The sequence below is a fragment of the Prosthecobacter fluviatilis genome (genome assembly GCF_042655725.1).
Classification (GTDB): domain Bacteria; phylum Verrucomicrobiota; class Verrucomicrobiia; order Verrucomicrobiales; family Verrucomicrobiaceae; genus Prosthecobacter; species Prosthecobacter fluviatilis.
Map to the genome: position 1 here is coordinate 13,718 of NZ_JBHSMQ010000007.1, position 26,583 is coordinate 40,300.

Below are 26,583 nucleotides of genomic sequence, written 5' to 3' on the forward strand. Positions count from 1 at the left end.
CACTCTGCGACGAGATCGTAACATCCTTGTCTTTGGCAGCACTCCATTCCTGCCGTCACAGTCTCGTCACCCGAACATGAGCAGAATCCTGGTAGTCGATGATGAGAAGGATATTGTCGAACTCGTGAGCCTCCACCTCCAGCGCGAAGGCCACGAAGTCGTCTCCGTAGGCAACGGCCTCGCCGTCCTCCCCATGGCCGTCAAGACCGCGCCAGACCTCATCGTCCTCGACATCATGCTCCCCGGCATCGACGGCGTCCAGGTCCACCGCCGCCTCCGTGCAGACACCCGCACGCGCCACATCCCCGTCATCATGCTCACCGCACGGGCGCAGACGAATGACCGCATCGCCGGGCTCGAAAGCGGCGCAGACGACTACCTCACCAAGCCCTTCAGCCCCCGCGAGCTCATGCTCCGCATCGGCGCCGTCCTCCGCCGTTCGCAAAAGGTCGTCATGCTCGCAGAGCAGCGCATCGGCGAGTTCCTCCTCGACCGCAAAAACATGTCCCTCTCCATCAGCGGAAAGCTCGTCGAGCTCACCATCACCGAGCTCAAGCTCATCACCACCCTCATGGCCAATCCGGACGTCATCCACTCCCGCAGCGAGCTCCTCAGCGCTGTGTGGGGCTACGCAGACGACACCCACTCCCGCACCCTCGACACCCACATCAAGCGCCTCCGCGACAAGCTCGGAGACCACGGCCGCCACATCGGCACCCACCGCCGCCAGGGCTACATGTTTCAGAGCATAGTGCAGGAGCTGGCAGACGCATGACCCTCCAGGCAAAGCCCGCGCCCCTCGCCGCCGCACCCGCACCCGCACCCGCGCCCGCGCCGCCTCCCGCAGCCCCCATGTGCATGCAGGACGACTGCCGCCTCTTCGGTGCCCTCCTCAATGAAGCCCCCCAGGGCATCCTCGTCCTCGACGAGGCCGGCCTCATCCTCTTTGCCAATCTCGCCATCAGCGTCATGCTCCTCCCCCATCCCCTGGAGGAGGGCCGCCCCCTCGGCACCGCACCCGCCCTCGAGGCCGTCAGCCGCATCATCTCAGACGCACGCGCACGCCGCACCCGCGTCGAGGGCGAGCTCCGCCTCCCGCTCCCCCACAGCTACGCCGCCGAGTGGAGCCACGAGCGCCACTACCACCTCATCGCCTCCCCCTGGAGTGAGGGCCCCCGCACCGGAGTGTGGGTCATGGCCGAAGACCGCACCGAGCACGACACCATCGCCCAGACACGCCAGGACTTCGTCACCAGCGCCGGTCACGAGCTCCGCACCCCGCTCTCCCTCATCCACGGCTACATCGAGACGCTGAAAAGCGGCATGATCAAAAACACCGCCTCCCTCGGCCGCTGTCTCGATGTCATGGAAAAGCACTCCCGTCGCATGATGCGCATCATCGACGACATGCTCACCCTCGCCCGGCTCGAAGGGCTCGAAGAGCCTCTCAAGACCGAGACCTTCCTCCTCCGTGGCTGCGTGCACGACGCCATCGAGCACCTCACCCCCCTCATCGAAGTCCGCCAGCCCCACATCACCCTCGACTTCCCCCCGGACGGCGGCCTCCTCAGCGGCGACCGCTTCTACTGGGACCAGATTTTTTCCAATCTCATCGAAAACGCCCTCAAGGAGAATCCCCGCACCGGCCTCCGCATCGCCATCGCCGGTCGCTGGACCCAGCACGAGTGCCTCATCACCGTCACAGACGACGGCGTCGGCATCCGTCCCGAAGACCTGCCCTACGCCTTCAGGCGTTTCTACCGCACCAGCCAGGACTCCAAAGGCACCGGCCTCGGCCTCTCCATCGTCAAGCGCGCCGTCGAGCTCCACGGCGGCACCATCGACCTCGAAAGCCACCCCGGCCACGCCACCACCTTCACCATCCGCGTGCCACTCCCCGGCTAAAATCGTCCTCGTTCTCCCGCTCCGCAAACACCCACCCCCGCGAGAAACCAGCCCGCCTCAGGAATCAAAATCAAACCAGGCCATTCACCACTGCATGTTGGTGGAATGACAACGCTCATTTGACGAAATTCGAAGCCAGGACTGCGCCGCTGCCCTGATCAATTCGGTACAGGCCGCCGTCGAAATTAAAGGCCCAAACCTCCTGATTCCGCAGCTCCACATTGGTGAAAGTGGAAAGTGATGGTGTCGCGACGTAGTCTCCGACCTGCCAGAGTACCATCCCAGTTTCATCGACCTTGAAAAGGTTTCGACGCCGATCTTCCTCAGTGTCGAGGCATTCATAGGAGATGAGAGCCAGCAGAAACTCGTCCGACAATCGGACCACCGTTGATGCCTGCTGAAGATCGATTTGTTTCATGGCCGCGGTCTGTTTATGACAGCTGTTGCTGAAAGGCTCCATGGGTTGATCCGCCTGCTTTTAAACCGGATCTCCTCACGATCTCCAGCAGCCGCTCATGGATGCCCTGCCAGCGCTGCCCCAGGTCCACGCTCGCGATCATCAGCCGGTGCCCCATGAAGTCATACTCGTGCAGAAAGTCCGCCTCCACCGTCGGGTACAGCAGCACCCCATGCATCGTCCCGCCCTTCGCCCGCAGCGGGTGGTGGTGCAGGTAGGCCGCCATCTGGTACAGGTTTTCAGACTTCAGCCGCATCTGGTCAAAGCGCTCCGTAAAGCTGTTCTCGTAAAACTTGCAGTCCAGCACCACGCAGCGCTCGTCACCCCACTCGATCGTCACATCCGTCACCATCCCCGGCAGCAGCGCCTGCGCCTCCTCCGTGTCGCCCCTTGCATCCCAGCTCAGGCGCCGCGCACCCACCGCAGCCCCGGGCAGGTGTCTGCTCAGGAAGTTTCGCACAAACGTCTCAAACACCCGCGGCATCCCCTTGTCCGCCCAGGGGTCTGCAAAATGGTAGGCCCTCCCGCTCGCATCCGGCTGCGCCAGCTCATACAGCATCTCGCACACCGAAAGCGCCATGCGGTAGGCACGGTGGTGCCGCGTCACCTTCGCCCTTTGAAAGCACCCCCGCCTCAGATGCGCCGCAGGCACGTCCCTCAGCACTCCCGCCGCCTCCTTCAGCCGCATCCTGATCTCCCGCGAGATCGACTCCGAGGCCAGCAGCCGGTCCAGCGTCGCACGCAGGATGCCGTTCACCAGGTTGTCCGTGCCCAGCTCGTCAAAGTCACACACCAGCCGCGCCTCCAGGTGCGTCAGCCGCCGCACACTCGTCATGAAGTCGATCTTCCCCCGCAGCCGCGAGGTCTCCTCCACACGGCCCTGGTAGTCACGGTACAGCCCGCGCCTCCCCAGCGCCTCCACGCCCCCCGCCAGCAGCAGCGCCAGCATCTCCGGCGCAGAGCGCGTATCATCCATCGCCACCTCCGCCGGCGCGCTCTCGCTCAGCAGGTCCCACGCATAGGACAGCAGGTAGTAGAGGTTTTGCACCGGTATGCGTGACATCGCGCAGAGAGGGGAGGGAAGGTGGTTCAGGTTCACGCCAGCAGCGCCGCAGCCGCCAGCTCCGCATGGCTCGCATCCTCAGGCCAGTACTCCAGCAGCAGCGGCTCCACCTCCCCGCGCACCACATCTCCCAGCCACGCCTGCCACTCCTCCGGTCGCACCGCATGCCCCGGCGTGAAAAAGCTGTGGCCCAGGCAGCACCCCGGCCCCAGCTGTCTGTCCGCCGCGATCTCCTCGTTCAGGCTCTTCACACGGCTGACCAGCCTCGTCACAAAGGCCGCAGGCGCTCCGCGCACCTCCGTCATCCAGCGTTGATACGCCTCCCCAAACTGCGGGCGCAGGCTCACAAACGCAAAACGCCTCCGCATCGCAAAGTCCACCAGCGCCAGCGACTTGTCCGCCGTGTTCATTGTTCCGATCACATGCACATTCGCCGGCACGGAAAACTCCTCCGCCTCCTCCGCCTCACCGTTGGAGTACGCCAGCCCCACCGAAAACTCCGGCCCCCGCTTGTCATGCTCCAGCAGCATCATCAGCTCGCCGAAGATCTTCGAAAGGTTGCCCCGGTTGATCTCATCAATGATGAAAAAGTAATCGTTCCCCGCGTCCGCCTCCGCCGTTTTGCAAAACTCATAAAAGTGCCCGAAGTGCAGCCTGAAGCCCCCGTCCGCGCATGGCCGGAAGCCCTGGATGAAGTCCTCGTAGCTGTAGCTTTGGTGAAACTGCACCATCTTCACCCTCTCCGCTGCGCGCTCACCCATCATCAGGAATGCCAGCCGTTTCGCCACAAAGGTCTTCCCCACACCCGGCGGCCCCTGCAGCACCACATTCTTGCGCCGCTTCAGCTGCGCCAGGATCTGGTCCATCTCCGCCCCTGGCATGAAAAGATCCCTCAGCGCCTCCTCCCGCGTGTACGGCGCTGCCTTCGCCGCCACTTGCGGCCCCGGGTCTGCCGCATCGATCTGGTACAGCCGCCGGATCGTCTGATAGTGCGCATGATGGCGTGGGATCGGCGAGAGCGTCTTCATCGCCAGAGCGGGCGGTGGCAGCGCACGCACCTCGTGAGACACCCACTTGACCGAGCGGCGGTGCGGGTAGTCCGCATCTGCCTCGTAGCGATAGGCTGACTCCACGATCCCCCAGCCCACCAGACGGCTGCGCCCCTGCTTCACAAACACCCGGTCCCCCGGCTGAATCTCGCGCGCAAACTGGTGGATCGTGCTCACATCATTCTGGCCTCCGCCATCCTCCGTCTCCAGCAGCGCCTCCAGGATCGCCTGCTTCGACTTCATCACGCTCACATCCCCGATCTGCCATCCCAGCGCCATGTAGCCCTCCTTGCGCCACTCATCCCAAAACTGCGCCTGCCTCCCTGCCGCGATCACCCACATGCGCCCCTTCGGCGTCGCGTGCTGCTCCACCGCAGCCTCCTTCACCACAGACACTGCGGCAGGCTCCTCTTCCTGGTCGTCGTCATCATCATTCCCGCCATCTTGTCCCAGCTCATGGTAGGCCATGTCCCACACCACGCTCTGGATGTCCGTCGGGTCCTGCGGCTTCCACGCTTCCATGAAAGGGCCAAAGCCCAGCACAAAGTCCCGCAGCGGCGGGTAGTGCTCCATTGAAAGCCGCTTCTTGCCCGCCAGCGGCACATCCAGCTTCCACGCAAAGGCCCGCATCTTCGAGATCCCCACCGGGAAGTAGTCCTGCGGGCGGAAAAGCCACAGGATTTTCAGCACATCCCAGTCCGCCTTGGTCCCCGCCGCCTCGGTCGCATCCAGCAGCGGGCGCAGTGTTTCAGGCCCCGTGTAGGGCACAGCCACCGTCTCCAGCAGCCCCCGCAGCACCGTGCAGGCCTGCTCATCCGTCCTGCCAAATTGGATCGACCAGAAATGAAACGCCGTGATCAGGTTTTCAAACTTCACCCTCACCAGCGCCTTGATCACCTCCTGGCCTTTTCCCTCCGCCACCATCTCCGGGATGCGCTGCCGCAGCCCGCTCTCCTCAAACCGCTGCAAAATGCCCCGCTTGTAGTTCAGCTCATTTTCCGCAAACCGGCCCGGCTGTGAGAAATCAATGAAATCAGGGTAACGCAGCAGGAAGCGCTCGCGCAGCTCCTGCCATTGGGCGGCAGAGACAGAGGTCATGAAAGGTGGTTAGGAAATAGGTCGGTAAACCGCTAGTATGGCCACCTATCATAGGCCTGCACCTCAAATGTCATGCCACGAGCCTCCGAATCCACCACTCCGCCAGCCCTCCGGCGGAGAGGGATCGTCCCGATCCCTCACGCTCTCGCCACACCCAGCGCTCCCCGCATTCCACATCACCCCCCACAGCCCCCGCGCCAGGTCTGGCTCCCCCCATCCGTTACGCCATGCCGCAGACTTTGCGGAGTGTGGTGGGACCAAGAGGGTCCCACTCCGCCAGAGCCTCCGCCCTCCGGCGGAGAGGGATCGTCCCGATCCCTCACGCCCCCGCCACACCCAGCGCTCCCCGCATTCCACATCACCCCCCACAGCCCCCCATAGCCCCCCATAGCCCCCCATAGCCCCCCATAGCCCCCCACAGCCCCCGCGCCAGGTCTGGCTCCCCCCCATCCGTTACGCCATGCCGCAGACTTTGCGGAGTGTGTTGGGACCAAGAGGGTCCCACTCCGCCAGAGCTCCGCACACGCCAGCCCTCCGGCGGAGAGGGATCGTCCCGATCCCTCACGCTCTCGCACCGTCCAGCGCACCCGCGCATGCATCCACCACTCCGCCACTCCGCCACTCCACCCCTCCGCAGTCCACTGAGCACTGAGTGCCACACATTCTCCGCATCTCATCCTCTCCCCAAAACTCCGCAGTCAATCAATTCACGAGGCATGAAACGCTCATGCCATGAACCGTTCGCAGCCCTCAAGCGTAAAAGTAGCTCCCACCAGCAAAGACACACCCCAGCTCCCCTCTTTTGAAAAACACCATGCCGACTCATGAACCTCCCGTGGATGTGCTGATCATTGGCACCGGTGTCTCCGGCCTCATCGCGGCGCGTGAGATCCAGCGGGGTGGTCGCAGCGTGCTTTTGCTGGATAAAGGACGTGGTCTGGGCGGCAGGCTTGCCAGTCGTCGCATCGGTGCCGCCACCTTCGATCACGGGGCGCAGTTCATCACCACCCGTGATGCCCGTTTTGAAGAGATCCTCAAACAAGGCGCGCAGGCTGGCATCATGCAGGAATGGTGCCGGGGCTTCTCCGCTGCGGCAGACGGCCACACGCGCTGGCGGGGGCGGCCAGCCATGACCGCCTTCGCCAAGTATCTGGCCCAGGGCCTGGAAGCACGAATGGAAAAGCAGGTCGTGGCCCTCAGACCTGCCGCAGATCGCTATTCGGTCGAGACGAGCACCGGAGATTGTTACTCCGCGGCGGCCGTGCTGCTCACACCACCGGTGCCCCAATCGCTCGCCCTGCTGGCCACCGGTGAAATCGAGCTCGATCCAGCGATGCGGACGCGGCTCGAATCCATTCAATACGAGCGCTGCCTGGCCGTCATGGCCGTGCTCAAAGAGCCCTCTTTGATTCCCCCTCCAGGCGGATTTGCGCCGGCCAGCGGCCCCGTCTCATGGATTGCCGACAATCAGCTCAAAGGCATCTCCGCAGAGCCTGCGGTCACGATTCATGCCACCCATGAGTTCAGCCTCGCGCACTGGGATGAAGATCGCATGGAAAGCGGGCGCATGCTGCTTGAGGCTGCACGCCCCTGGCTGGGTGCCGAAGTGGTCAGCTACCAGGTCCACGGCTGGCGCTACAGCAAGCCCCTCCAGGTCGATGCTCATCCCTGCGCCCTCTTGCAGGCATCTCCACCCCTCGTCATCGCCGGAGACGCCTTTGCAGGGCCGCGAGTCGAAGGCGCGGCTCTCTCCGGATTTGCCGCTGCCGAGACCCTGCTGGCCCACCTGCCTCATCCCTGAGATCCGGGCCGTCGCGCCGCACAGCTTTTGCCTCAGTGACCATGGCCGGCTGCGCCACACCCGCACCGCCTGAAGTTTGACAAGGCGTGAGAAACTTGGTCCCCACGACTTCCGCCGTCCGTAAAGGCTCTGGCGATTTCCGCCCGCCACCCTTTGCCTCATGAAACAAACTCCCTGGATGCTCATCTTGCTGATCGGCCTGCTCAGTTCCTGCGCTTCCAGGCAGATCTGCACCCGTCCCATCACCACCTCAGAGCCCCAGGCGCTGGCACTCGTCACCGCCTCACAGAAGGCTCATGGACGCGCAGCGTTTGATCGCATCAGGGATCTCAGCGTCAGCTATGAAGGCAGGTGGGCGTCCATCGGCCCACGCTTTCAGCCTGTTCTGGTGGACTCGAAATTTCGTGGAGTCTCCCAGGAGCGCATCATCCTCTCGCCCCGAATCATCGCGCAAACGCACACCGGCCCCGGAGGCGTGAAAAAAGTGCTGCGCTCCCCCGGTCAGATCGCCATCGCCTACAACGGCACCCTGTCCCGGGAAGCCGGGGCCAATCAGGCCGCCGCGCTCGTGGCGGATGCCTACACTCTCTTTCTGCTCGGGCCATTCTACTTCCAGCAAAGCGGCACCGTCTTCGCCATGAATGGCGAATCCCTCGTGGATGAGGCCCTGTGTGATGAAGTGCTCGCCATCCTGCGCCCAGGTTTGGGCATGGCAGAAGAGGACCGCTGCATCCTCCATATCGACCGCGGCAGCAAAGTGCTGCGCCGCGTGCGCCTCACACTCAACGGCCTCGACAGCACCCGTGGAGCCGAGGTGGACGTGACCTTCCGTCAGTTCAAAAAAATCGACGGCGTCCTTTGGCCGACCGACTTTGACGAGCGCATCCGCTGCCCTTTCAAGCTGCATGCCCATCACTGGAATCTTCGCGGCCTGGAGATCAATCGCGGCCTGCGCGCCCACGATTTAAAACTCGACCGCTGGACTGACAAGGCAGCCCGGCCCACCCCGGCGCTCCCACACTGATCTTATGGAGATGTCTCCGGACTCACTCACCGGCCTCGCCATGGGCGGCTTCATCGGGGATGCCCTCGCCATGCCCGTGCATTGGTACTACGACCGCTCAGCGCTGCGGCAGGACTACGGCATCGTCCGTGACTATGCGGCGCCGAAGTCTCCGCATCCCGGCAGCATTCTCTGGCGCTCTGAATACACCGCGCTCAATGCCCGTGGCGAGATCCTGCATGATCAGGCACGTTACTGGGGGCAGCGCGGCATTCACTATCACCAATTCCTGCGCAAAGGCGAAAACACGCTCAACCTCCAGCTCGCCAAAGTCTTGCTGGACTCCCTCATCGCCTGCGGCTCCTACGATGCGGACGACTACCTCACACGTTACATCGGCTTCATGCTCACGCCGGGGAGGCATCGGGACACCTACATCGAGGAGTGTCATCGTAAATTCTTCACCGCCTATGCGCGCGGCACCGCACCGCGAAAATGCGCCGGCACAGACATCCACATCGGCGGGCTGGCCCATGTCGCTGTGCTATGCGTCAGTTTTCGCGGCGACCTCAGCGCCACACGCGCAGCCGTCCGCGAGCACATCAGTCTCACCCACCGCTCCCCTGAAGTGCTGGCCGCAGCAGACGCCATGGTCAGGATTGTCTGTGACCTGCTCAAGGGCGCGCCACTGCGTGAGGCCATCCTCGCCCATGGCAATGACTGGTTCTCTCGGCGCAAAGCGCGGGAATGGTCCCAATGCCCCGACGAAGTCGTGATCGGCAGGCACCTCAGTCCCGCCTGCTACATTGCCGAGGCCTTCCCCGCATCCTTGTATCTGGCATGGAAATATGCGGATGACTTTGAAAGTGGCGTCATCGCCAATGCCAATGTCGGCGGTGACAACTGCCATCGTGGCGCCGTCCTCGGTGCGCTCATCGGCGCTGCGGTCGGCGTTTCAAAGATCCCTCAAAGATATGTCGATGGCATCGCTGATGCCACGCACCTCAAACGTCAGATCGAAACCCTCGTCACTCGTCCATGAAGACCCGCCTCAGCAGTGAGCTGACCTCTTTCGTCGTGCGCCTCGCCTGGGAGGACCGCACCAGCTTTGAAGAAATCAGAGAGCGCACCGGCTTGGTGGAAAGCCAGGTCATCGACCTCATGCGCCGCGAACTCAAGCCCTCCAGCTTCCGCTGCTGGCGGAAGCGCGTCAGCGGTCGCGTTACCAAACACCGCAAGCTGCTTGAGCTAAGGCTCAAAGGCTGACGTAACTGCAGGCGGGCCGGCGCAAGCCACTCCCTGCACTCGCCCGCATCCCTCACAGCGCCCGCATCAGAAACGCCTTCTCCTCATCCAGCAGCAGCGCTCCCTGGATCTTCTCCGCCAGTTGAAACGCGCGGTCCGCTTTCCCCACCAGCGTCAGCAGTCCCGCAGCCACCGCACGCGGGCCAGGGGAGAGGCCCTCCGCACGGGGCAGGGAGGCCAGGTGTTTCTCCATCTCTGCACGATCTCCCGCGCGATACGCCGCCAGCGCCAGCAGCAGCTCCGGCGGGATGCGCTCCAGCGTCACCCCCGCAGCCGGGCTTCCCTCCGGCTGCTTCATGAGCCCCTTCACATCCACCAGCTCCATCTCCACCCCCAGCACCAGCCGCAGGTACTCAAAGCGGTCCGCAAACACCGCGCTGCTCGGGCTCAGGATGTGCAGCCTCCGCGCCACATCCAGCAGCATCTCCGTGTCCTTGGCGCGCAGCGCCAGCTCCGCACCCTTCTGCAGGTTTTGCAGCGCCGCCTCGCTCGCGTTGTTCTCCGCAGCCTTCATCCCCGCCGCGCGGTAGGCCTGGCAGGACACATCCGCAAAGCTCAGCTGCTCCGCCAGCGCCCCCGCCGCCTGCAGCGTCGCCACATCCCCCGCCTGCGCCGCATTCAGCACCGTGCCCTGCAGCAGCTGCCGGCACTCCCGCAGGTCGGGCTTCAGGTGGCTCAGCACCTCCGCCATCGCCAGGTCCACCAGGCTCGCAGGCACCGGCGGGTTCGGCGTTTTCAGCAGCTTCTGCAGCTCCTCCCACCGCTCCGCCTGGGACAGCGTCTGCACCACGATGGGGTACAGCTCGCGTGACTGCGCCACCATCTCCATCGGCACCAGCCGCAGCACCTCCTCGTTAAATTTCTCCCGCATCAGCCAGAAGGCCATGTCCTCCAGCCGTCCGCTCTTGTCCTCCTTGAAGCGCCGCACCTCCGCCTCCGCCAGCTTCGCGCGCAGCTCCGGCTGCAGCCGCATCTGTGCAGACACCACCGTCAGCCGCGTCCCCAGCGCATGCTGCGGGTGGTTCTCCTCCAGCGCCAGCAGGCGCTCCGCCTCCGGCACCGTCAGCCCGGGCGCCACACTCAGCCGCAGGATCGCATCCATCCCCGTCTTCGAGCCCAGCTCCGCCAGCTCCCACAGCTGCTTCTGCGCCTGCCCCTGCACCTCCGCAAAATGACTGCCCAGGTCCGCCACCGCCGCCTGCAGGTGCGCCTCCGGCGTCTTTTCGCCCGCCGTCCCCTGTGCCGCCGCACGCTGCGCGATCTCCGCCGCCTCCTTCCCGTGCCCCTCGGCCGTCAGGATGCTCGACAGCAGCTCCAGCCCCGGCTGCTGCGTGCTCTCCTTGGCCGGCAGCTTCTCGTAAACCTCACGCGCATCCTTCGTCTTCCCGCTGCTGATCAGCGCGCGTCCCAGCACCAGCTCCTCCTCCGCCGTCAGCGGCCGTTTCTGCTTCAGCCGTTGCAGCGCCTGCGCCAGCCCTCCCGGGTCAGAGCCCGTCGCCTTCAGAAACTCCACCGTCGCCAGGATCACCTCCACATCCTCAGGCGCACGCTGGCGCGCCAGCATCAGCGCCTGGTGCGCCCTCACCCAGTCCTTCGCCTCCGTTGCCGCCAGCACCTCCTTCACATTCCTCCGTGCCAGCATCGCGCGCACCGCCGACGTCGCCGGGTGCCACCCCACCAGGCACACGATCAGCAGCATGAACGCCCCCATCGTCAGCAGTGAAAATTTCCCGATCCGCTCCCTCGGCGGCTGCATCTCAGGGATCTTCTGCTGCGAGTTCGAGTCAAATTGAAAGGCCATGGTCTGAAAAAAGGAAAGGGCAGGGGAGTGCTGTGCACATCACTCACTCACCCGGCTGGTCATTGCGGCGTTTGCGTTCATCCGTTCCATCTCCGCCGCCGTAGCCGATCACCTGCACCGTGATCACCGACGGCTGCTCCTGCGAGAGCGCCTGCTCCTCCTTGTTCTGCGACGGAGCCTGGCTGTTCGTGGCAGACGTCGCCGCCGCCGCGCTGCTGGACGCCGCCGCCAGTCCGCCCAGGCTCGGGGCCGCCACCGCAGGCGCCGCAGGCGTACCCGCGCTCGTGCCGCCCACCGAGATGTTTGCCGCATTCAGCACGATCGTCGCCGCGATGTTCAGGTTTCCCGTCGCACGGATGCCCGCGTCACCCGCGTCCACCGCACCCACCGGCGCAATCAGGTCCACGTTCCCAGGCTTCACGCCCGCCACCGACGCCAGCACCCCGATGCCCCCGCCCGTCGCCAGACCCGCGAGGTCCGTCGCCACATTCGCACTCTGCGGGTCGATCAGCACCCGCGTCGGCGGCGCCGACTGCACCGTCTTGGAAGACGAGCCCGCCGCGATGTCTCCCTGCGAAGACCAGATCATAATATCACCCCCACGCAGCGTGAAGATACGCGCGATCCCGATCGTCACATCCTTGTCGGCAAAAATGTTGATGTTCCCGCCCGACTCCGTGATGATCCCCGGCGGCGCCAGCGTGCTGCCGATCGTCGTCGAGGCCATCTCCAGCCCGCCTCCCGGCGTCAGGATGTTGATGTCCCCGCCGCTCTTCGTGCGGATGTCACGCGCCTGCGTGTGGATCGTGCCCGTCGTCGTCGTCGGGAACAGCGCAGAGATCGCCGCAAAGCCGTCCGTGTACGTTCCCGCATTCGGGCTCTCCGGATTGTTGTGGTCGCGGCCCGCGTCCCGCAGCACCAGGTAGTACACCGCCAGCGCCAGCTGCTTCTGCTGCTCCGGCGTCAGCGCAGGGTCGTTCAGGTTCACCGTCGTCACCCCCAGCATCTCCGCCAGCTCACCCAGGTAGCGCGTACCCGCGGCCGAGTTCACAAACTGCGTCATGAATGTCGTGAAATCCATCCCCGAGCCACCCAGCCCCAGCGCGGCACCGCCCATCCCGGCGGCCACCGTGATGTCCGCCCCGCCAAACGGCAGGTAGGGATTGCGCCCGTTCCCGATGCTCGTGATCCCCACCCCCGTGCCGTCCGTCTTGTTCGCCCCCGTGCCCAGGTCCAGGTTCCGCCCTGCCAGCACCTCCAGGCTTCCCGGACCGCTGATCTGGATGTCTCCCGCCAGCGCCGACTGCCCGATGATCAGCGAATTCCCCGCAAGCCGCGACTGGATGCGTGACAGCGTGTTCTCATTGTAGGCGATGATGTCGCGCCCCGAGGCCACGATCGACGTGCTGTCCGCACGCGTGTTCTGAATGTAGAAGGAGATGTCAGACACATCGTTTCCGGCGATGATCTGCGCCTGCTTCGCCGAGTAGAAGGTGATTCCCGTGATGTCTCCCGTGCTCGCATAAATATGCACCGGCGTGCGGTCGTTCGCATGCAGCACCCCCGGCGCATGCAGCGACTGCTTGTTCTGCAGCACAGACGACACCCCGGAGGTGGAGCCCGTCTCGTTGAACAGGTTTTCGATGAACGACAGGAAGCCGTTCGCGCTCGTGTTCGCCGTCCCCGCCTTGCCCGCCAGCGTCGCATACGCATACGGCGTGTAGTAGGAGGGGATGGCCAGCGGGTTTGCGTCCGAAAGATTGATCGTCGAGGCTCCCCAGCTCACCACCGTCTGCCCCGGCACCAGCTGCGTCGAGGTCCCCGTCGGGCGCAGCCCGTTCACCGAGCCCGCCGCCAGCAGGTCGATCGTGCCCACTGCCGAAGGGAACAGCGTCAGCGCACCCACCAGGTTCACATCCCCGGAGAAGGACGTCGCCTTCAGCGTCGGCGGCATGATCGAGGACACGGACGCAAACGCATTCGTGGAGGACTCCGCCAGCCGCAGCCACGGCTGGCTGTAGGAGGCGTTCTGCGTCGCCGACGTGTTAAACAGCAGCACATTCGTCAGCCACTGGTACAGCAGCGGGTCCGCCGTCGTGTTCCCGGGCGTCGCAGCCTCGCGGAAGGTCACGCTCCCGCCCAGGGAGGACACATTCACGCCGCTGTTCGCCGTGTAGGTGGAGAAGTACGTCTTGTACCAGTAGCGGTTGCTCATCCCCTGCGGCAGCAGAAAGGGGTTCGCCACCGGGCCCAGCAGCACATCCTTCTTCGCGCTCACGTCAAACGTCGCATCCCCCACAAACAACGTCGTCGGCAGCCACGTGCTCGAGTCCTTGATGATCGGCGCGTTGAAGCCGTTCAGAATCCCCAGCGAAAGCGTGCGTGTGGCGTTCGTCGTGATGCTGTTGCCCGCAGTCAGCGTCCCGCGTCCGCGCTCCACGTAGTACACACCGCCGTCGATGTTGCGTCCCGCCTCCACCACCACATTGCCACCGCCCAGCTGCAGCAGCTTGTCCGCGTCCGGCTTCACGTTCAGCCCCGTGCTCGGGTCCTTGCCCGGCATGCGTGCGTTCGTCGCAGACACCGCGTCCACATTCGCCACATCACGTCCGGCCTTCAGCGTCACATTGCCGCCGCCCAGCGCGCCCACGCCTTCAAAGAAGTTGCTGAAGTCCACCCACCACGTCGTGGACGCCGTCGGGTCGTTCAGCGTCGTCAGCGGATTGCCCGTCACCCCGGCAGAGCCAAACAGCCCGGTCAGCGGGTCCACAAACCCGCGCCGGTACAGCCAGTTCACCGGCAGCTGCCTCTCAGAGTCATCGATCAGCACGCCCTGCGTGTTCTGCGTCTTGTGCGTGATGTCGTTCCCTGCGGAGACCCACACATTCCCGCCTGCCATCGTGTAGCTGGCCGCATACGTCTGCTGGATGACCCCCAGCGGCCCCTGCGCAGGCTGCGTCCCGGCCTTCGACAGCACCGGCACTACAAAGTCATTGCTCGCAAACACCGACGTCGCGCTCTGCACGCCCACGCCCGCCGTGTAGATCGTCGCAAACTGGTTCAGCAAAATCACATCACCCCCGGCCGAAATGTCGATGTCTCCCGTCCCCGTGCGGATCACCTGGTACAGTCTTGAAATCGCCGAGCTCGTCGTTGCATTCGTCCCCGGCGTCGTTGGCAGGGCCAGCCCGCCGTTCTTGCCCACCAGCACAGACCCCGCCGTCGCGCCATTCAGCAGGCCGCTCTGGCCGGAGAGCGTGCTCATCGGCTGCACCGTGTGGAAGTCCACGCCCGAGAGATCCGCCCCCGCTGTCAAGTGGTAGGACCACGACTGCGTGTTCACCGGCAGCGTGCTCACCTGGGTCGTCACTGGCGCCAGCCACAGCCAGGAGGCGTTGCTGTTTGCCAGCGTCGGCGTGAAGCCGTCGCTCAGCGCATTGTAAAACACCAGGTTGCCCGCCGCGCGCAGCGTCAGCACCCCCGGCGCCGCCTTCGTCCCAAACCGGAAGGTGGAAAGATTCCAGTCGCTCGTCGTCGTGGACGACGTCGTCCCCAGCGTCAGGTCCCCGCTGCGGTTCACGATCTCCGCCCCCGGCTGCAGCACCAGCACAGACCCCAGGCCCGAGTTCAGCGGGTTGGTGCCCACGATCCGGTTGTACATCGCCGTGTAGCCCGCTCCCAGGAAGGTGTTCCCATTGCTCTGCACCGTGCTCTGCACCGTGCTCGTGATCGTCCCCCCGGAGCTGGTCAGGTCCTGGATGAAGTAGCCCTCCACCGTCACGCTCGACGCTCCCGTGATCGTGCCCTGGATCGCGTTCACCGAAACATCCGTGCCGCCGGAAATCTGCGGCGCACGCAGGTGCAGCACTCCGCTGAACTGTCCCAGCCCCGCGCTCGCAGCAGTCTGGGCGGCCACCGAAAGATTGATGCTCGAAAGGCTCTGGATGTCCACCGTGCCCGTGCCCACGCCATACGTCCCGCTCACCAGCGCCGCGGCTCCTGCTTCCAGAGACACCGCCCCGCCCTTGCCCGCAGAGTCAAACTTCTGCGCCGCCACCGTCAGCGTCGCCCCCCGGTTGTTCACGCTGTCCCCCTGCAGCACCACATCCTTGCGCGCCACCAGCCGGATCGTGCCGCCCGTCGTTCCCGAGGCGTCGATCTTCCCCGTGCTGCCCACGGTGATGGAACCCGCATCCGCCGCCAGTTGGAACTGGTGCGCCTTGATCGTGTCATTGATCACCACATCCCCCGTCCGCACCCGCACGCTCAGAGACTCCGTGAAGGAGGCGCTCGCCGTGCCCGCGATGCTGCCCAGCAGCAGCCCGCCCAGGCTGCTCACATCCAGCGTAAAGCTGCCGTTCACCCCGCCCGTGCCCGCCAGGCCGGACATGGTCGCTCCACCCGCCACCGTCAGCATCCCCGTAGGCGCGCTGATGCTCACAGAGCCCGCGTTCCCGCCGCCCGCATTGGCGGAGACATTCACCACCGCCGTCGCACCCAGGCTCACATTGCCCGTGCTGGAGGTCAGGCTCACCTGGCCGCCGCTCGTAAACGTGCTCACATCCTGAAAGTCACGCCTCACGCCGCTCAGGTCCAGCGTGCCGTTCACCACCACGTCCCCGTTCGTCGCCAGCACCTTCAGGCTGCCGCTCGGCAGCTTCACCAGCGTGTCCACCTCCACCCGCGCTCCCTGCAGGCTCAGGCTTGCTCCCAGGCCGTTCGTCGCCAGGGCCGTGCCACTGCTCACCGGCGCCTGGATCATCAGCGCCGCGTCAGAGCGGATGCTCTGCACCGCACCGGCCAGCCCGGCAATCACCGGCGTCGTGATCGTCAGCGCCGCGTTCGTCGTGAATCCTCCGTTCCCCTCCAGCTGCACCCCGGAGCTCGCCTGCATCTGCACCGCGCTGAACTGGTTGGCCTGCAGCGTGCCGCTCCCCAGCCGTATCACATTCGCGCTAAAGCTCAGCGTACCGTTCCCCGCCACCGCCGTGCCGTTCGCCGCGTTCGCGCTGTTGTCCACCAGGAGGTTCTGCGCCACAAAGGCCGCCGTCCCGCCGCCCTGGTTGAAGCCCCGGATCTGCCCCGCATGCACCTCCAGGTTCACCAGCGAGCTGTTGCCCACCTGGCCCGCTCCGTAGATGTCCAGCGTCGTGTAGCTCAGCAGGGAGAGCGTCTTCGCGCTCGCCAGGCTTTGCAGCGCTGTGCCTGAAAGTACCAGCCCCGTCGTCGGCGGCACCGCCACCGTGCTGTCCAGCTGCAGCGCCAGGCTCCCGCTGTTCAGCGCGATGTTCGCACTGTTCAAAACAGCGCCCGCATCCAGGCTCGTCCCATAGGTCGTGTCCAGCACCAGGCTGTTCCCCTGCAGCAGCACACCGCTTCCCACGATCAGCGTCGGCAGTGTCGAGCCCGAGCGCCCCAGCCGTGTGATCGTCGCATTCGCACTGCTCCCCACCCGCACCAGCGCACCGTCTCCGCTGCCCGTGCTGCCCGCACTGCCAAAGATCAGCTTCTCCGTGCTGCTCGCCGTCCCCGCCGTGCCCTGCACGATCTGCGAGCCCGACTTCACCTCCAGCACCTGCTTCGCCACCAGCAGCACCTCCGTGCCGCTCAGCGTGCTGCCCGCATTGTCCACCGTCAGGTTGTTCGTACTCACCGTCACATGCGTCCCGTCCGTCCCCGACGTACGCACACCGCCGATCAGCAGGCTCCCCGCCCCGATCAGGCTCAGGCTCGCGGAGTCCAGCTGCAGCTTGCCGCTCACCGGCGCCGCTCCCGGGCTGCTGATCACGATGTCCACCGGGCTGCTGATGTCCACCAGCGCACCGTTCCCGCCCGTCCCCGTCTGCCCGATCAGCGTCCCCTGCAGCAGCATCGACTGCACCGCCTGCAGCACCACATGCCCCGCATCCGCAGGGAGCTGCGGCACCGCCACGCCCAGCTGTGCCGCCTGCGCTTTCAGGAAGGTGCTCGCCACATAGTCATCATACTGCGCCGACTTGCGCACCACGCTCCCGGCTGCCACCTCAAAGCTGCTCATCAGCGCCTCGGACACCACGTTGCTGTTCAGCCCGTCAAACCGGTAGCCGCTCACCGTGTAGGCCCCGCTGGGCAGCAGCTGGCTCCCTGCCGGCGCACCGCTGCCCGGCGTCACCAGAAACGCACCCGGCAGCAGCGCATACCTCGCAGGCAGCAGCGTGTACACACCCGCCGCCATCCCCGGAGACGCACCCAGGTAGATCTTGTCTCCCACATGCAGCGTCGAGTTCGTGTAGCCCTTGTCAGTTCCCAGCGTCGCACCGGAGGCCGTCGAGTTGTACGCCCCGAACGGCGCATAATCCGCCGCATATCCCGGCAGCACCGCAAAGCTCCCCTCGGACGCCAGCACATCGTTCGTCCCGCCGTTCCCCGTCACCCAGCGGTACGCATACAGCTCCCCGCCTCCTGAAAGATTGATCACAGACCCCGTCTGCGTGCTCACATTCAGCGCCGAGAGATGCACCGCCTTTTCCGGCCCGCCACCCCCGGTGATGTCGATGCCCCGCGGGTCGATCCACGAGGTGCCGTTCAGATTGATGCCATACGGAATCGTCAGTCCCTGGCCCGTCAGCGGATCCACAGCAGACACGGACGTCACGCTCCCCGTCAGCAGCGTCAGCTGCCTCGTCACCGGCGCTGTTTGGTTCGTGATCAGGTCCACCGGCCCGCTCTGCGCACCATCCCAGCCGCCTATCCCGTCCCACCCCAGATTGATCGTCCCAAACGGTGCCACCAGCGTGCCACCCTGCGTGATCTCAGAGGCGTAGATCCCCAGCGTCCCTCCCGCAGAGAGCGGCAGCGGCTGCTGCCCGGACCCCACGATCGTCACCGAGCCCGCGTGCGAGCTCCCGCCGCTCATGTAGTCATACGCAAACACGTTGAAGCTCACCGCCGTCGGCGGGTAGATCTGCGCCGCCCGCATGTAGATGCTGCCCGCCACATCCAGCACGCCGTCTCCCCGGATCGCTCCGTTGTCAGCCATCAGGTTCAGCTGCCCCACCCCTTGCAGGGAAAGCGTCCCCACATCGATCAGCTTCGCCGTCACATTCACCGTCCCGCTTCCGTACGTCGGGCTGAAGTAGAAGAAGTTCAAAGCCCCCGTGTCGGAGATCTTGGTAAACGGCGTCAGCACCTCCTGCGGCTGCTGCGGGTTCACAAAAGCCCGCCCCAGCGACACATACGAGGCCGTCAGGTTCACCTGGCTGTCTGCCTGGATGATGCCCTTGCTCCCAACGCTCAGCGCACCCGCTGCAGTGATGTCCACCGCACCCACAAAGCCCACGTTTCCGCCCAGCGTCAGCGAGTCAAACCCGCCCTGGGAAAACGAGCTCACGGCAAAATACCCCGCACCCGGGACGATGCTCGTGTCCGCATTTCTCACCGGATTGCCGATCCCCCCAAACGTGGAAGGCAGCACCGTCCCGGACTGCTGCACCCACAGCGTGATGTCACGCGGGTCCGCGATCACCCCGCTCGCATAAAAGCGCCCGGAGGAAACCGCCAGCGTCCCGCCCACCGCGTTGCTGCCACCCGCATAGCCTTGCAGCGTGCTGTCCACAAACAGCTCCTCGCCACCCACCAGCGTGATCTTCCCCGCATTCGTGTCCACGCGCGCGCGCTGCGTCGTCAGCCCCACAGACGGCAGCCCCGTGGCCGTCAGCGCCGCCGTGCCCACCGCATACCCCAGAGATCCCAGGTTCACATCCAGAGTGTTGCTCGTGCCGGACACATTCATCACAGACCCCGCTGCCGCCACGATGTTCCCCTGCAGGTACACCGTGCCGCCCGCCAGCACCGTGCCCACCTTCCGCCCGTAGGCGTCCGGCAGCAGCAGCGTCTTTCCGGCGGCGGACAGGGTGCTCTGCGCGCTCACATACAGTGTCGGTTGCGCATTGTTCAGCGTCGTCAGCGTCGGGAACTGCCCTGCCGTGATGATCTCGATCTCGCCCCCCGGCGCCGTCAGGCTGCCCAGGATGCTCGCCGTCTGCGCATTGATGTGGATCGCCCCCAGCGCATCCGTCACGATCGAGGAGTTGGCACCCATCACAAAATCCCCGCGCACCGTCAGCAGCGTGGAAAAGTCATCCGTCAGCCCCGGCGCATGGAAGTTCAGCGTCGCCGGATTCCTCACCCCCTCCTGCGCCAGCCACCGCGTCAGGCTGATGCCTCCCGCCACGCTGCTGTTCGCAGTGGCCACGTAGCTCATCACCTGCGGCATGATCTGCGTCCCCGCAGCGATGCTCACTGCCGGCAGATAGTCCGCGCCGCCCACCGTCCCAAATCCCGTCAGGTCAAAGGTGGAAAATCCCCCTCGGCTGAAAAGCCCCGCATCCAGCAGCAGCGTCTGTGCATTCCCCGTGCTCCCGCCCACCTGGATCATCTGCGCCTGCAGGTTCAGCGTCCCGCCCTTCGCCCCGGAAAAGCCCAGCATCGTCGAGCCCAGCTCAAAAGTCCCACCCGTCACCCCCTTCAGGTCCAGGTGAATGTCCTGCGACCCCACCCGGTACGAGTAGTCAGGGTTGGCCCCTGCCAGCAGGCTCAGCGTGCCCGCATTCCCATACTGAAAGGTCCCGTTGGTCCTCAGGTACACACCGCCGGACACATCCAGCACACTGCCCTCCTGCGCCACGATCGAGTAGGCCTCTGCCGTGATGCTGCCGCCCTGGATGATGATCGGCCGCGCCTCCGCCAGCCCGGCGGCCGTGACGTCATTCACCAGCAGTCCCGCCGTGCTCAGCACAGACGCCGCGCCCAGCGTCAGCACGCCGCGCCCGCTGTTCGGCGCCGGGTCTGCGGCCGGTGGCTGCCGCGTCAGCCGCGCCATCTCAGCCGGAGAAATGTTGTACGCCTTGAGAGTGATCTCCCCGCCCGGAGCCACGATGCTCCCCAGCACGCTCACATTCGCGCCCACCAGCGTCACCGCCCCGAGCACCTGCGTCTGCAGCGTCACGCCCTCCGGCACGATGATCTGCCCGTCAAAATTCACCACGCTCAGCCGGCCAAATCCGCTGCTCGTCAGCAGGGTGGGGGAGAGCATCACATGGTTGGTCCGGTCCGCGCTCAGCGCCAGCGGCAGCCCGTTGGAGTCCACCGTAAACGCCCCCGCAGGCGCCTGCGTCCCCGTCGTCCCAAACTCAATCAGCGGCGGCGTCGGCGAGTTGAAAAGAAAGTCCGGAAAGCCCGAAACATCCGCCTGCCATTTCAGGTCCAGAGATGACGCGGCGGCCGGAATCTCTCGCTGATAGGGCCCGGAAACCGTCAGCCCGGTCATCACCCCGTCCAGCGCCATCGCGGCTGCGGAGATGCTCAGGCTCCCGCCGCTCCCGCCCTGCAGGTAGCCCGGCTGGTAGTAGCTCCCCGGCGTCCAGATGGCGCCGCTGCTGCTCGTCACCCCAAAGCGCGGGTCCGTCGTGCTGCTGCCCGGCTGGTAGATGCCGTCATACCGGATCGTCGGGTCCGCATTCGCGATGTCCACCGTCTGGTTCGAGAGCAGCAGCTGCGTCGTCTGCACCGTGCTCCCGCCGTAGTCCACCCAGCCGCCGGAAACATCCACCTGCGCACCCGTCTGCAGCACCACGCTCCCGCCTGCGTTCAGCGTCACTGAGCCCCCCGCCGTCGTCAGCTCTCCCACCGTCCGCTGGATCACGCCCACATACCCGGAAAGGTCCGCCAGCGGCGTGCCATACCAGATGCTGCCATCCGTCCTCACCCCGCTCCTCCGCAGGTCCACCGTGATCGTCGAGTTCAGCAGACCGCTGTTTTTCTGCACCGGGAAGTTCGCCAGCTCCGCCTGGCGCAGCGTGATCTGCTGGATGTACTGCGTCACCGGCACGTTCACATCCGTGGACCCCTGCACATTGATCTCCGCACCCTCGTCCAGGTAGATCTGCCCGGAGGAATGCACCAGCGTGTTCGTGCTTCCGGCATTGGAGGAGGTGTACTCCCACACGCCCGCGCTCACCGCCACCACCGCATTCGGCGCATACACCACGCTGTCCTGCCCAAAGTACACCGTCAGCCCGGTCACATTCATCTGCGAGCGCAGCGCCAGCTCTGTCCCCACCACCGTCTGCGTGCTGCTCCACTCCGGCAGGATCTGCGTCACGCTGTTCGCCCCAAACACCACCGCACCCGTGGAGCGTTTCAGAAACTGCGGGTCGCTCGGCCGGTTCACCGAATCATAAAACGTGTTCGGCGTCGCGTTGTAGCTCGCGTCGATGTCGATCCGCCCGTTCAGCGTCACCGACGTGGATGACGTGATCACCCCCGTCTGGTTCACGTTTTTCCCCGCCATCGTCACGTTTGCCCGCGCACTGTCGATGATGCCGTTGTTCGTCACCGTTCCCTCGGTCCCCACATCGCCCACGTACACATCCAGCCCTCGCAGGCTCGCGTCGCCGGACGCATGCGCCGTAAAGCCCACCTGCATCCCCGCCGCCAGCACCGTCTGCCCGTCCGGCGTGCTGATCCTGCCGTTGTTCGTCACGTTCGGCCCGATCAGCGCCACCAGCCCCCCTACGTTTGCAGAAGAGGTGGGGGAAGTGATCTTCGCCCCCGTCTGCACCGTCACGCTCCCGATCTTTCCTGCCGGCGGTGCCGGAGGCGTGTACGCAGGCGTCGGCCCCTTCGTCCCCGCAGGCTGCGCCAGCGCCGAGAAAAGGAACTGCGAGTCCGGATTGTTCAGCAGGCCCCGCGTCACCAGGTTGTCGTTCAGCGGCAGCGCAGACGCCACCAGCGCATGCGTGCTCACCTCGCTCCCCGCGCCAAAGATGATCCCGTTCTGGTTGATGATGTACACCTGCCCCTGCGCCTCGATCGAGCCCAGGATCTGCGTCGGATTCCCCGACGGGTCCGTGATCTTGTTGAACGCGATCCACGTCCCCGCATCCGCCCCGCCCGCGCTCTGGTCAAACTTCACCGTCGTGCTGCTGCCCACGTTGAACGTGTTCCAGTACAGCAGCGCCTGCTGCTGCGTCTGCTGGATGTTCACAATCGTGCGCGCATTCTCCATCGACTGCGTCGGCGCGTTCGCCCCCGTCGGCGTTCCCGCGATGTCCAGCCCCCCCGTGCCCAGCCCGTTCGGCACGTCAGGCAGCGTCTGTCCGGGGAAGTTCGGGTTCGCACCCGCGTTCGTCGCGCCTGCCGCCGCAGCGTGCGCCGCCTCCTGCATCGCCGTCACAGCCTGCAAGGCCATGGTATTTCGTGCCAGCATGTCCTGCGCATGTCCCTGCGCCTGCGCCGTGGCCGCCGCCGTGTCCACCGGCGCCGCGCTGTTCGGCGTGGTCGTCCCCGTGCCGCCGGTGCCGCCGCCTGCGGCCCCCGCCATGTGCAGGATGTCGCCCGCCTGCGTGCAGGGCGTCAGCAGCAGAAGAAGCACCTGTGCATGCACAAGCACGACGTGGAACCATGGGAGCCGCTGACGGTGGCGGCGGGGCTTGTTGGAGCGCATCATGAAAAAAAAAAAGAAGGGGGTCAGGGTTTGGCTGGCACAGCCTGGGTCGGCACTTCCAGCAGCAGCTTAGACAGCGCGACCTCGTTCACAGCCACAGGGCGATCTTGTAACAGTTCCGACACATGCGACTGCACGTTCGCGCGGCTCTTCTCCGCCCGCATGCGCTGCGCCAGCTGCACACGCACCTGCTCAAAGATCGGCGTGAACGCCTCGCGCACATCCAGCACCTTCAGGATGTGCCACCCGTCCTTCAGCCTCACCGGCCCGGACACCATGTTCACGCTCAGCTTTGGCAGCTGCGCCAGGATTTCCGGCTGGATCTGCTGCTCCCTGAGCCAGCCGATCTCCCCGTCGCGTGACGCGCTCTCCTTCTCCTCGCTCATCTCACGCGCCACCTGGCCAAAGTTCTCAGGCTTCTCCTTCAGCCGCTGCAGCACCGCCTTCAGCTTCTTCTCCGCCCCCGCCTCCTCGGCCACAAAAATCTGCGCCAGCCGGAAGGACCGCGGTACCGTCAGCGCCGCGCGCCCGTTTTCATACGCCAGCTTCAGCTCACCCTCGCTCGGGTACGACTCCGGCGGCCGGCTCACCGCTTTCAAATAGCTGTCGCTGATCGCAGCCTCCCGCGTGCTTTTCAGCAGCGGCTGGATGCTCGGCTCCTCGTCCCATTTCTTTTCCAGCGCCTCCTGCAGCACCACCCGCTGCACCAGCAGCGAGCGCACCAGCTGGTTGAGTGAGCCGGGATCTCGCGCCAGCGCCTCCTTGTCCACCGCGCTCATCGTCCCCAGGGACGCCAGCACCTCGCTCTGCCGCAGCTCGATCTCCCCGATGCTCCCCACCACCGGGTCGCCATCAGCTGCCATCACAAGGCTGCTCCAGCCGCAGAAAAGCAGCACGCAGGACCATCGGTTGGGGCGCATCGTCATCATCATCTCAGCGTTTGGCAGGTGCCTGCACTTTGGCCGCGTCCTCTTTGGGGGTCGCCTTTGCCGCGCCCTTCGGCGCCTCATCCGGCTTGATCTTGTTGTCCACCAGCTTGTCGCCGTAGTCCTGCACCAGCGTCTCCAGCTTCACCCGCATGTTCTTCGTGAAAGGCTCCCGCGCCGCGATGGCCGTGCCCAGCCCAAAGCCCTCGTACCTGGACAGGATCTCGCTCCCGATCTTGTACAGCTCGTCGTTCTTCCGCTGGTAGTCCGCCACCTTGCGGTCCTGCAAGATCACCCGCGCCGCCAGCTCCGCACGCTGCGCATCCACCTTCATCGCCGCCTGCTTCAGCTTCTCGTGCCCCGCCTTCCAGTTCGCCAGCGACTCCTGCAGCCGCGCCTGCTCGCGCTCCTGCTCCATCACCTTCGCCTTCAGCTCCGCGATGCTCTTCGCATCCGCGTCCTTCTGTTCGTTGCTGCTCTTCGCCAGCTTCTTGAATTCCGCATCCTGCTTCTTCACCTTCTCCTCCAGCTCCAGGTTTGCGGCCTGCAGCGTCGCGCGCTCCGCCTCCGTCTTCTGCTGCTGCACCATCACATTGCGCAGCTGCTCACGCATGCGTTTCAGCACGGCCATGGCCGGGTCCGCCTCCTCGGCGGCTTTCAGGGAGCCGGTCAGCAGGCCGGCGAGGACGATCACTTGGAAAGGTAGGTGCTTCATGGTTAAAATTTCGCGGTAAGGTCAAACATCACGACGTCCGAGCGCAGCGTCGGCCCGGCGATCTGGGCGGCCGTCATGTAGGAAAGTCGGATCGCAGTCGCTTTGGACAGCGCCATCGCTGCGCTCAGCGTGTAGCCCTTCATGTTCGTCCCGCCGCCGCCGAAGTTCGAGTCCGTGAACCCGTCCACCACCGCGTCAGACTCCACGTAGCGGTAGCCCACTCCCATGTTCCAGTCCCCGCGCTCGTTGAAAAGGCTGTACGGCTTGCCCACGTTCACGCCCATGTACCAGGCCGTGTCTCCACCCGCAAAGTTCCCCGTGCCCCCGCCCGTGCGGTTGTTCACCGCCACCGAGTTGATGTTCGCACGGTTGAACGCCATGTTCTTCACAAACTCTCCCAGCAGCGACACCTGCATCGGCTCCCAGTAGTTGAAGTCCATCCGCCCGCTCCACGCGATCTGCCGGAACGGCGTCGCAAGGCCGAAGTACTGGAACTGGTTCGTCGTCCCAAACCCGTTCAGCGCGCTCGGCGTGATGTTGCGGATCGGCCGGTACGTGTTCCCCTTCTGCGCAAACAGCGGGCGGCTGTCGTCCGTGCTTCCTGCATCCACATTGTTCAGCGGCACAAACGGGTCCGAAAGACGCCCCTCGATGTTCTTCCAGTCGTAGTAGGCGATCCCCATCTTCACCTCGATGTCATCCGCCGGCTTGAACTCCACGCCAAACTGCGCCGCAAACAGGTACTTGTCATAGCTCGCCGCCTTGTTGGGGCTGTTGTCCGGGAAGTTCAGCGCCGTGTTAAACACCGTGAACGCTCCGCCGCTCAGCCACGTCTTGAAGTTGGGGGTCCAGCTGTTGTCCAGCTTGAAGGCCACTCCGTCCAGCGCCACGTCCTCGTCCCACATGATCTCGCTCGAGGTCATGAACAGGTTGTCAAACCGGCCCAGCCAGAAGGCGATGTGCGAATCCTGCGCCAGCGACGCATCATACTTCACAAACGCGCGGTCCAGCCACAGCTGGTACTTCGCAAAGTTCCCTCCCTGTCCTCCCTGACCTCCCGGCCCCGCTGCCGCCAGCGCCTGGTTCGTCGAGACCGGCGTGTTCGTGCTTCCCGTCGCAAAGCGGATGCCCGCCGTAAACCCGTCCTCCAGGTCGATGTCAAATCCCAGGCGCATCCGCATCAGGTACGTGTCACGGTGCTTGTTCACGTTCAGCTGCGGGGAAAACACCGTCCCGGACACATCAAAAGGCTGCCCCGTGTTGATCTGGTTGAAGTTCGGGAACACACCCGTCGTGTTGTTGCCGTCCGGGAAGCTGAAGCCCTGGTACATCGTCCTCACGTCCCCAAAAATCTTGAGGCGCTGCGTCCACTCCGGCACCGTGCCTGGCGCGGCCCAGTGCTGTTCACGCGCCTGCGCCAGCACCTCCGTCCGCAGCTGGTCGCGGATCTGGTTCTTCACCGCCTCGGGGATGTACGTCACCCGCACTTCCTCGGCGTCCGGCTGCACCGGCGGCATCGCGTTCTGCGCCACCACCGCCGCCTGCGTCTCCGCCAGCGCCTGGGCCTGCGCCTTCGCAAACGCCGCATCCTCCTCCGCACCCTTGATCAGGTCAGACGCCTCCGCATGCGTCAGGATGCCCTTCTGCACCAGACGGTTGATCAGGTTCAGCGTCACATTCTGCGAAGGCGCGTTCAGGATCGGCTGCGGAGCCGCACCATTCGGGTCTGGCAGCACAGCCGCACCGGCCGCAGGATCTGCCGCGATCGGCGCAGGCACTCCCGCCGCCGCAGCAGCAGGGGCGGCTGCCGCATTCTCGGCCAGCAGCGGCAGCGGCTCGGGCAGGGTGGGTTCCGCAGCCAGCATCAGCGAAGGCTGCAATGCGGCGAGGAGGGAGGCTGTGAAACAGGCGTACGTTCTTCGCCAGACTTGTTTTGGAGTGAGCATGGAGAGCAGGAAAAAAAAGGAAAAGGGTA

Annotated in this window: 14 protein-coding genes; 6 read left to right on the top strand and 8 right to left on the bottom strand. The window is 65.2% G+C overall.

Annotated elements, in window-relative coordinates:
• Positions 1 to 76 precede the first annotated feature (76 nt).
• Both ACFQDI_RS17765 and ACFQDI_RS17770 read left to right on the top strand, forming a co-directional pair.
• A complete protein-coding gene (locus ACFQDI_RS17765) occupies positions 77 to 775 on the top strand; it encodes a response regulator transcription factor (protein ID WP_377169251.1) in 699 nt (232 codons plus the stop codon).
• A complete protein-coding gene (locus ACFQDI_RS17770) occupies positions 772 to 1,905 on the top strand; it encodes a sensor histidine kinase (RefSeq protein WP_377169253.1) in 1,134 nt (377 codons plus the stop codon). Before ACFQDI_RS17765 ends, ACFQDI_RS17770 begins: the two co-directional genes overlap by 4 nt.
• Before the next feature lie 115 nt (positions 1,906 to 2,020).
• Here the strand turns inward: ACFQDI_RS17770 and ACFQDI_RS17775 are convergent, their stop codons facing one another.
• From ACFQDI_RS17775 to ACFQDI_RS17785, 3 genes are read right to left on the bottom strand one after another with little or no spacing between them, the layout of a single operon-like run.
• The gene (locus ACFQDI_RS17775) at positions 2,021 to 2,323 is read right to left on the bottom strand and encodes a DUF7957 family protein (protein WP_377169255.1); all 303 of its coding nucleotides are present in this window, start codon (positions 2,321 to 2,323) and stop codon (positions 2,021 to 2,023) included.
• A 13-nt stretch (positions 2,324 to 2,336) separates the two neighbouring features.
• Positions 2,337 to 3,425 carry a 5-methylcytosine restriction system specificity protein McrC gene (locus tag ACFQDI_RS17780; RefSeq protein WP_377169257.1) on the bottom strand — a complete coding sequence of 363 codons (1,089 nt, stop codon included), beginning with the start codon at positions 3,423 to 3,425 and terminating at the stop codon, positions 2,337 to 2,339.
• Between the two features lie 32 nt (positions 3,426 to 3,457).
• The gene (locus ACFQDI_RS17785) at positions 3,458 to 5,572 is read right to left on the bottom strand and encodes an AAA family ATPase (protein ID WP_377169260.1); all 2,115 of its coding nucleotides are present in this window, start codon (positions 5,570 to 5,572) and stop codon (positions 3,458 to 3,460) included.
• Positions 5,573 to 6,386: 814 nt separating this feature from the next.
• On the opposite strand from ACFQDI_RS17785, the gene ACFQDI_RS17790 reads away from it, so the two are divergent.
• The 4 genes from ACFQDI_RS17790 to ACFQDI_RS17805 all read left to right on the top strand — a co-directional run bounded on the left by ACFQDI_RS17790 (position 6,387) and on the right by ACFQDI_RS17805 (position 9,642).
• Positions 6,387 to 7,373 carry an NAD(P)/FAD-dependent oxidoreductase gene (locus ACFQDI_RS17790; protein ID WP_377169262.1) on the top strand — a complete coding sequence of 329 codons (987 nt, stop codon included), beginning with the start codon at positions 6,387 to 6,389 and terminating at the stop codon, positions 7,371 to 7,373.
• Between the two features lie 160 nt (positions 7,374 to 7,533).
• Positions 7,534 to 8,397: a hypothetical protein gene (locus ACFQDI_RS17795; protein WP_377169265.1), complete on the top strand. Its 864-nt coding sequence runs from the start codon at positions 7,534 to 7,536 to the stop codon at positions 8,395 to 8,397.
• A 10-nt stretch (positions 8,398 to 8,407) separates the two neighbouring features.
• The gene (locus ACFQDI_RS17800) at positions 8,408 to 9,418 is read left to right on the top strand and encodes an ADP-ribosylglycohydrolase family protein (RefSeq protein WP_377169267.1); all 1,011 of its coding nucleotides are present in this window, start codon (positions 8,408 to 8,410) and stop codon (positions 9,416 to 9,418) included.
• On the top strand, positions 9,415 to 9,642 hold the full coding sequence (locus ACFQDI_RS17805) for a TIGR03643 family protein (protein WP_377169270.1): 228 nt from the start codon (positions 9,415 to 9,417) through the stop codon (positions 9,640 to 9,642). The genes ACFQDI_RS17800 and ACFQDI_RS17805 overlap by 4 nt, the downstream gene beginning before the upstream one ends.
• 52 nt (positions 9,643 to 9,694) lie before the next feature.
• Here ACFQDI_RS17805 and ACFQDI_RS17810 read toward each other — a convergent pair whose 3' ends face one another.
• From ACFQDI_RS17810 to ACFQDI_RS17830, 5 genes are read right to left on the bottom strand one after another with little or no spacing between them, the layout of a single operon-like run.
• On the bottom strand, positions 9,695 to 11,482 hold the full coding sequence (locus ACFQDI_RS17810; RefSeq protein ID WP_377169272.1) for a hypothetical protein: 1,788 nt from the start codon (positions 11,480 to 11,482) through the stop codon (positions 9,695 to 9,697).
• Positions 11,483 to 11,525: 43 nt separating this feature from the next.
• Positions 11,526 to 22,970, bottom strand: a complete 11,445-nt coding sequence (locus tag ACFQDI_RS17815) for a filamentous haemagglutinin family protein (protein WP_377169274.1) — start codon at positions 22,968 to 22,970, stop codon at positions 11,526 to 11,528.
• A gap of 20 nt (positions 22,971 to 22,990) precedes the next feature.
• Positions 22,991 to 23,887 (bottom strand): peptidylprolyl isomerase, encoded by an 897-nt coding sequence (locus ACFQDI_RS17820; RefSeq protein ID WP_377169276.1) that lies wholly within the window; start codon positions 23,885 to 23,887, stop codon positions 22,991 to 22,993.
• Between the two features lie 13 nt (positions 23,888 to 23,900).
• Positions 23,901 to 24,608 (bottom strand): hypothetical protein, encoded by a 708-nt coding sequence (locus ACFQDI_RS17825; protein WP_377169278.1) that lies wholly within the window; start codon positions 24,606 to 24,608, stop codon positions 23,901 to 23,903.
• A gap of 2 nt (positions 24,609 to 24,610) precedes the next feature.
• Entirely contained in the window at positions 24,611 to 26,554 is a 1,944-nt protein-coding gene (locus tag ACFQDI_RS17830) for a putative porin (protein WP_377169280.1), read from the bottom strand.
• Positions 26,555 to 26,583: the final 29 nt, after the last annotated feature.

Coding starts and splice junctions, on each gene's coding strand:
- ACFQDI_RS17810 (WP_377169272.1), bottom strand. CDS start 11,482: ATGGCCTTTCAATTTGACTCGAACTCGCAGCAGAAGATCCCTGAGATG.
- ACFQDI_RS17805 (WP_377169270.1), top strand. CDS start 9,415: ATGAAGACCCGCCTCAGCAGTGAGCTGACCTCTTTCGTCGTGCGCCTC.
- ACFQDI_RS17780 (WP_377169257.1), bottom strand. CDS start 3,425: ATGTCACGCATACCGGTGCAAAACCTCTACTACCTGCTGTCCTATGCG.
- ACFQDI_RS17825 (WP_377169278.1), bottom strand. CDS start 24,608: ATGAAGCACCTACCTTTCCAAGTGATCGTCCTCGCCGGCCTGCTGACC.
- ACFQDI_RS17790 (WP_377169262.1), top strand. CDS start 6,387: ATGCCGACTCATGAACCTCCCGTGGATGTGCTGATCATTGGCACCGGT.
- ACFQDI_RS17815 (WP_377169274.1), bottom strand. CDS start 22,970: ATGATGCGCTCCAACAAGCCCCGCCGCCACCGTCAGCGGCTCCCATGG.
- ACFQDI_RS17820 (WP_377169276.1), bottom strand. CDS start 23,887: ATGCGCCCCAACCGATGGTCCTGCGTGCTGCTTTTCTGCGGCTGGAGC.
- ACFQDI_RS17770 (WP_377169253.1), top strand. CDS start 772: ATGACCCTCCAGGCAAAGCCCGCGCCCCTCGCCGCCGCACCCGCACCC.
- ACFQDI_RS17765 (WP_377169251.1), top strand. CDS start 77: ATGAGCAGAATCCTGGTAGTCGATGATGAGAAGGATATTGTCGAACTC.
- ACFQDI_RS17785 (WP_377169260.1), bottom strand. CDS start 5,572: ATGACCTCTGTCTCTGCCGCCCAATGGCAGGAGCTGCGCGAGCGCTTC.
- ACFQDI_RS17800 (WP_377169267.1), top strand. CDS start 8,408: ATGTCTCCGGACTCACTCACCGGCCTCGCCATGGGCGGCTTCATCGGG.
- ACFQDI_RS17795 (WP_377169265.1), top strand. CDS start 7,534: ATGAAACAAACTCCCTGGATGCTCATCTTGCTGATCGGCCTGCTCAGT.
- ACFQDI_RS17830 (WP_377169280.1), bottom strand. CDS start 26,554: ATGCTCACTCCAAAACAAGTCTGGCGAAGAACGTACGCCTGTTTCACA.
- ACFQDI_RS17775 (WP_377169255.1), bottom strand. CDS start 2,323: ATGAAACAAATCGATCTTCAGCAGGCATCAACGGTGGTCCGATTGTCG.